This window comes from Belnapia sp., from assembly GCF_059504005.1.
The window spans coordinates 1-5,908 of sequence record NZ_JCACHU010000072.1 but is presented as its reverse complement, the minus strand read 5'-3'; the positions used below and the strand labels follow the sequence as shown (position 1 = coordinate 5,908).

The following is a 5,908-nucleotide window of genomic DNA, read 5'->3' as shown; positions in this document are numbered from 1 at the left end:
GGTTGCGGTGATCTCTACCGCAGTCGGCTGTCTCATCGAACCGTGCCGCACCCCAAGGCGGCCATGAGGCCGACCAGTTGTAGCCATAAGCCGTACTGGGGGCCACTGCTGCCGGTAGGTGCTCACTTGCGCCACGCGGTCCTTGTCGCATGTGAGGCGCACCTCATCGCGGGTGATCATATGTTGCACGCGAACTGCGAAAATCATTTCCCAAGGTCATGACAATACCCATGTTCGCATTGTCACTCAGTCATGATTGCCGGGAACATTGCACGATGCTTGTATTAACGATGAGGGTTGCTTGGCGTCACGCCTTGGCGGCCATGCTACTCACGGCAGCGAGCCCATCATTGGCCCAGACACAGCCCCTTCCGTCAGTCGAGGCCGCGCCGGCAACCCCGCCGCAACGCGAGGCGCTGACGGCCTTCCAACCGCAGGTCGAGCAGCTGTGCCGGGCGCTCTATCCACGCCCTGATGCGGCGGAAAGCTGCCTTCAACGCATCTTCGATGCCGCGCTTCCCTTAGATTTGGCACCCACCTTGGCCCCGTTGCCGGAGGGTAACTCGCGGTCGGAACTCCGTGGTAGCACGGTCGCGCCGGACGGCCGCGAGTAGTCCCTTGCCCGCTTCGGCAGGACCTATCGCATATGAGTGGTGTTTGAGACCGCCCAGCCAGGGGGGGAAGGCACAGCGTAATCTCTTGCGATGCCATGCTTCTTCTTCCACGTCCGAACTGTCCAGGATCTGTTTGTGGACCTGGACGGTTCCGAGCTGCCGAACCTCTGCGCCGCTTGCGAAGAAGCGCTTTTGGCTTTTCGCTACATCACGGCAGAGCGGCTTCGAGGCGGCAACAAAATCTTGGATTTACAACCGAACGAGATTGCTGATGACGTTGTAAGAACCCTGACGTCGGTTCCCTTAAATGACCCGCTTAGCACAATGCACTAGGCGGTCCCTATCGTATGTCAGCCAACGCTGCTGTATGGTCAGCAGCAGCCGATAGCGAATGGAAAGGGTTGCGGCATCTCCTTGTGGCGGAAGCTGATTGAATGAGCGATCCCTTACTCTCGTCCCCACCCGATCAATCCCAAATGGTTGAGAAAGCAGTGAAGGGGTAGCTCGCCGCCCCTCCGGCACCTACTGCGGGGACTGCCGCAGTTCCGCCGGTGCGAGCCCTTACCCGTTTTGGCCCGCGTGCTACCGCCGAGTTGGATGGACAGCGTAGCTTCGAGGGTGGAACCTGTTCCATGGCCACCCGCAGGGCAGACGGGCACGACGCGTAGGTGCCCGCCGAGCAAGGAGGCAATCCGATGTCCGACGAAACGCTGCTGAGAAATGCGCTGCGGGACGAGGATCGCCTCATGGCACTGCGGCGGACCGGTTTGCTGGACACCTCGCCCGAGGAGACCTTCGACCGCCTGACCCGGATGGTCTGCCGACTGCTGGGCGTGCCGGCGGCCCTGGTGTCGCTGGTCGAGGCGGACCGCCAGTTCTTCAAGAGCGCTGTTGGCCTGCCGCAGCCCTGGCTGCTCCGGCGCGAGACTTCCCTGCTGCATTCCTTCTGCCAGCACGTCGTGGTCGCTGGGGAGCCGCTCCTGGTCCAGGACGCGGGCCACCATCCGCTTCTATCCGGCAACCTCGCCGTCGCCGAGCTCGGCGTCATTGCCTACCTTGGCATGCCGCTCATAACAGCGGATGGCCACGTACTTGGAGCCCTATGCGCCATCCATAACGAGCCACGTGTTTGGACATCCGGCGATGCCGCGGCGCTGCGCGATCTCGCCGCGGTCACCATGAGCGAGATGACCCTTCGCCGATTGGCGGTGGAGATGGCCGAACGCGTCCGCCGGGAGGCGGTGGAGCACGAGGCGACGGAGGCGCGATTGCGCCGGCTTGAGGCGCTGCGCCGGCTCGCAGACGATGTGGGCCACGACCTCGCCGGTGTCATGCAGGCGGTCCAGAGCGGGGTGCGCCTGGCCGGCGCGCGCCTCGGGCATGACCCGGCGACGGCGCAATCCATCCTTGGCTTGGTCAACGACGTAGCCCGGCGCGGCGGCGTGCTGGCCCAGCGCCTCACGGCTTTTGCTCCGCGCGCCGAGCTCCGGCCCGAGGCGGTCGAGGTGGCACCATTGCTGCAGCGCTTGGCGCGTGTGATCAAAAGCGGCCCGGACGTTCCACTTCACGTCGAAGTGGATGTGGCCCCGGGGCTGCCGCCAGTCCTGGCTGACCCGGGGGAACTGAAGTCGGTGCTGCTGGGCCTGGTCGCCGCCGCACGCGACGCCATGTCAGACGGCGGCACCCTCACGCTTGGGGCAGCGCTTGAGGAGATCATTGCGACAGCGGAACACCAAGCGGCGCTGCGGCCAGGCCGTCACGTCCGGCTCTCCATTGCTGACACCGGCACGGGCTTGGGCGGCGGGGCTTCGCTACCTGGGGCGTTGGATCCCGGAGCGGAGTTCGAACTGGCGTTCGCCCGGACCTTCGCGGAGCAGGTCGGGGGCGGGCTGGTGCGGGAGGGCAGGCCGGGGGTCGGAACCACGGTCACACTTTGGCTACCCGCAACAGAGACCTGTGGCGTCGCTGGGGCGGGTCCGTGCGAAGGGTAGGCTAGGCTCCTGCATCAGCACCTCATTTGTCCGGCTTTGCCGTCCGACGGCCCCTGAGACGCTCGCGCTCGGCGCGATCCTCCTCGATAAGCCTCAGGATGTCGTCGGGAATCGGTTCCGCAACCGCGGCGTCAAAGGCCTCGTGCAGACTTTGCCGAAGCCACAGGCCGAACGCGTCCTCCTCTCCCACAAGCCATTCGGCGGCAGCGCGTCTCGACGGCTTGCGCGACGGCTCCTCGGCCTCCCCTTGCGCTTCCTTGTCCCGCTTTGATCTGGCTGGCATGGCCATGCGCCCACCCTGGTGGTCCAGCCATAACGCACCGGGAAGGCGGAAGCTTGAGGAGCGGTCGCCCAGAAACAAGGCAGGCCGCCTCCCGGCGATGGACCGGGTGAAGCTGTGGGCGCTCGCGGTGAACGAGTTCAAGCCGCCCAATGGTCGTCCAGGAGAGAGATTTTCGAGTTCCCGCCGACCCGGCCAGCCCGCAGCCGTGACCTTGTCCGCTTTCAGGATATCTGCAGCGGCCGTTGGACGTCTGGCATGGGCGCACAGCTGCCAACCTCGACGCCTCAACAACCACCTCCGCCCGCCCGCCAAGTTCGGACATAGGGCCAGTGGGCGCGAGGGGAGACTTGGCTAAGCAAGGGCGTAGCCCTGAGCTGTACAGGAGCGAGCTGCCGCAGGCGGGCGCTAACTTGCGCCACGCGGGGCCTATCGCGTGTGTGACCCGGCTTCAAACCACGCTCCGCTTGCGGATTCGCTCCAGTCGGATGTCGAGGTCGCGCACGAGGTCAGGGGCTTCGACGAGGCCACGACCACCTTCATCCGCCACAGCGGCCTGACCGACATCATCCTGCGCAACACGGATACGCAATATCTGCAGGATGAGCCCTTCATCGCCTATGAGCGCCACGCCGCCGGGGATGGACCCGGAGGCACCGCAGATCCTCATCCCCGTGCCAAATACCGCCGGCTGCGACCACATGCTGGCCTGAGGCGGGAACCCGGGATGGCGTAAACCCCGGCCGCCTGCCCAAATCGGGTGGATGCCGCTTCCCGGACTTGGCTCCGCCGTGCGCCCGTCGGCCTGTTCTGCGGGCGAGGGGGGCGGGTCTCGGCGCGTCTCACCCTCCGCCCTGTCCCAGCCGGGCATTTGCTCGGCATGGCGGGGCAAACCTGCCAGTATCCGTCCCGTGCCAGGGGAAGGAACCGGACCGATGCCGCTGATGCAGTTAATCTATGCCTCGCGACCCTTCGGCTTCGAGGCAGAAACCCTTGACGATATCCTGCTCAGCGCCCGCCGGCACAACCGTCAAGATTGCATTACCGGCGCGCTGATCTGCCGGGCCGACCTGTTCCTGCAATTGCTCGAAGGTCCCCGCGCCGCGGTCACCCGTACCTTCGGCCGCATCCTGCAGGACGATCGCCACCTCGATGTCGCGCTGATCCATGTCGATGACATCGAAACCCGCCTGTTCGCTGAATGGGACATGCGCGACGACCCGCCGCACAGCTGGATGTGGAGCCAAGCGGAGGTGCGGGCCGGCGCCCTGCGCGGCGCGACCGCCGCCTCGGTCCAGGCCATCTTCGTCCGGCTGGCCCAGGAACCGGCCCAGGAACAAGCGCAATAACCGGCCCTGCCCGCCGGCGGCTGAGGCCGCCGCAGGCCTGGCAAGCGGGAGCCGCGGCAATCCGGCGGGCCGCGAGGCATTTGAACGGACCACGAACAGGCCAACCCGCCGCATGGCGCATCCCGAGACTCGGCTCTGCCCCACCCCCGCCGGCCTGCACTACCTGATCTCGCTGCCGCCCAAGATGAGGCGTTCGCTAGTTTTCGGTTGCTGATGGCCAACCACCTTCGCAGCGATCGCAGCAGCTCCAGCACACTCAAACCGGATTATTCCGGGGAGCAAGCTACGGCCGACGAAGATCGCGCCTCCGCTGCTCTGATCGCCACCATACAGGCGCAAGTCCGTCATGTTCAGCGACAACCATCGTGATCGGCACCGGCAGCCAAGTTGGCCGGTGGCTCCAGGCGGAGGGCGGGCGTAGCTCGCCCGGAGGCTGGAGCCACCGGCGCGACCGTCTCGATCCGGGATGGGGGTGGGGTGCTGGCCGCTGCGGGCCGGCGCGAGGAGGATCTCTGTCGCCAAACGGAGACCTCAACGTGCCGGGCAAACCCGTCACCGACCAGCAAGTGAGAACCTACATGCAAGACCGACTGCGTCATAGCCAACGCGTCGCCGCCGCCCGCGCCGGCGTCAGTGAACGCACCGCCCGGCGGATCGAGGCCGATCCCCGCCTGCCATCTGGGCGCCAGGCCGAGCGCGGCCGCACCGTCCCCAACCCGCTGGCCGCGGTCTGGGAGCCGGTGTTGCTGCCGATCCTGCAGAACGACCCGGCCGTGCAGGCCGTCACCCTGCTGCGCCATCTGCAGATCACCGACCCGGACGCCTTTCCCGATGACCGGGTCCGGCGGACCTTGGAGCGGCGGGTACGCGACTGGCGCGCCCTGCACGGCCCGGAGCGGGACATCATCTTCCGCCAGGTGCCGGAGCCCGGGCGGATGGCGCTGTCCGACTTCACCGACGCCGCGGAACTCGCCGTCACTATCGCCGGCCAACCCCTGGCCCATGGGCTCTATCACTGCGTCCTGGCCTACAGTGGCTGGGAGCACGTCGCCGTCGTGCTCGGGGGTGAGAGCTTCACCGCCCTGGCCGAGAACCTGCAGAACGCCCTCTGGGCGCTCGGCGGTGTCCCGCAGGAACACCGCGCCGACAGCCTCCCGGCCGCCTACCGCAACCTCGACCGGGAGGCCGCCGAGGACGTCACCCGCCGTTACGAGGCCTTCTGCGCCCACTACGGCATGACAGCCAGCCGCAACAACCCGGGCGAGGCGCTCGAGAACGGCGCGGTTGAGGCGCATAACCGCCACCTCAAGGCCGCTCTCGACCAAGCCTTGATCCTGCGCGGCTCCCGCGACTTCGCCAGCCTCGCCGAGTGGCGCCGCTTCGTCGACCAGCTGGTCGCCCGGCGCAACCAGCGCCGCCAGGCCGCCATCCAGATCGAGGCGACCGCCCTGAGGCGCCTGCCACCCCGCCGCACCACCGACTGCACCGAGCTGGTCGCCCGGGTCACCCGCACCGGCGGCTTCCTGGTCCACGGCATCTTCTACAGCGCCCCCTCGCAGCTGATCGGCCAGCGCCTGCGCGTGCATGTCTACGACGACCGCATCGAGGCCTGGCTCGGCTGCGGATTCCGGAGCAAGTCGGCACCTGATTCCGATTTGAAGTCGGCACCTGATT

6 protein-coding genes are annotated in these 5,908 nt (G+C 67.0%); 4 read left to right on the top strand and 2 right to left on the bottom strand.

The genetic code is table 11. The features are described from left to right. Positions 1 to 704 precede the first annotated feature (704 nt). Positions 705 to 947, top strand: a complete 243-nt coding sequence (locus AC5JJ1_RS11125; RefSeq protein ID WP_495785190.1) for a DUF6894 family protein — start codon at positions 705 to 707, stop codon at positions 945 to 947. A 362-nt stretch (positions 948 to 1,309) separates the two neighbouring features. Continuing rightward, positions 1,310 to 2,605: a GAF domain-containing protein gene (locus AC5JJ1_RS11120; RefSeq protein ID WP_495785189.1), complete on the top strand. Its 1,296-nt coding sequence runs from the start codon at positions 1,310 to 1,312 to the stop codon at positions 2,603 to 2,605. A 22-nt stretch (positions 2,606 to 2,627) separates the two neighbouring features. On the opposite strand, the gene AC5JJ1_RS11115 is transcribed toward AC5JJ1_RS11120, so the two are convergent. Together AC5JJ1_RS11115 and AC5JJ1_RS11110 are read right to left on the bottom strand one after the other, a co-directional pair. Next, positions 2,628 to 3,029 carry a hypothetical protein gene (locus AC5JJ1_RS11115; protein WP_495785188.1) on the bottom strand — a complete coding sequence of 134 codons (402 nt, stop codon included), beginning with the start codon at positions 3,027 to 3,029 and terminating at the stop codon, positions 2,628 to 2,630. 307 nt (positions 3,030 to 3,336) lie between these two features. Next, positions 3,337 to 3,516, bottom strand: a complete 180-nt coding sequence (locus AC5JJ1_RS11110; RefSeq protein WP_495785187.1) for a hypothetical protein — start codon at positions 3,514 to 3,516, stop codon at positions 3,337 to 3,339. A gap of 304 nt (positions 3,517 to 3,820) precedes the next feature. Here AC5JJ1_RS11110 and AC5JJ1_RS11105 point away from each other — a divergent pair, with 304 nt between their 5' ends. Beyond that, positions 3,821 to 4,234, top strand: coding sequence for a BLUF domain-containing protein (locus AC5JJ1_RS11105; RefSeq protein ID WP_495785186.1), 414 nt, complete (start codon positions 3,821 to 3,823; stop codon positions 4,232 to 4,234). Positions 4,235 to 4,812: 578 nt separating this feature from the next. Next, the coding region (gene istA / locus AC5JJ1_RS11100) for an IS21 family transposase (RefSeq protein ID WP_495785185.1) at positions 4,813 to 5,908 on the top strand (1,096 nt) is incomplete at its 3' end.